Origin of the sequence: Acinetobacter sp. USHLN143 (assembly GCF_037145695.1) — a bacterium.
Classification (GTDB): Bacteria; Pseudomonadota; Gammaproteobacteria; order Pseudomonadales; family Moraxellaceae; genus Acinetobacter; species Acinetobacter fasciculus.
The window spans coordinates 1-586 of sequence record NZ_JBBCWZ010000198.1 but is presented as its reverse complement, the minus strand read 5'-3'; the positions used below and the strand labels follow the sequence as shown (position 1 = coordinate 586).

The window sequence follows — 586 nt, the reverse complement described above, 5'->3', positions numbered from 1 at the left end:
CCTAAATGTTGAGCGAAACTCACCAATAAATAGGCGATCATCGCAATCCAGATTTGTGTCTGAATTGCGTTCCTGCTGCGGCCTAGAAACGCTTTTAATTTGAGATTCTGCTTAATCGCCTTAAAGAACAGCTCAACTTTCCAACGATCTTTATAAATCGCCGCAATGGTGGAGGCGGCTAAATGAAAGTTATTGCTGAGAAAGCTAAAGTGCTTGCCACTTTGCTGATCTCTATATTCAATTCTTCTTAACACTGGGGCTTTTCTTTTTAGGGCATGTGCGCTATTCAGCTGAATGGTTTCATCTTTTAGAATACCTTTGGATTCAAGCACTGGATGTTGCTGGATCACCTGATACACAGATTTAGGCCTAAAACGTGTGACAAATCCAATGTTTTGAGCAGTCAGATTTGCATACCATTGGTAATCGACATAGCCTTTATCAAAAACTACAATGCTGCCAGCAGGAAACTGGAATTTGCGGCCTTGTACCATGTCATTTTCTTTGCCATTTTCAACTGCAACAAACTCAGGAATATCATTGCTGTGATTCAATCCTATGCTGAGTTTCATGCTGGCTTTTGAGT

Annotated in this window: 1 pseudogene; it reads right to left on the bottom strand. The window is 40.8% G+C overall.

Going from position 1 to position 586, the window contains the following annotated elements:
• Nucleotides 1–586: pseudogene (locus WFH18_RS17670) on the bottom strand (IS4-like element ISAbe18 family transposase); the annotation flags it as partial.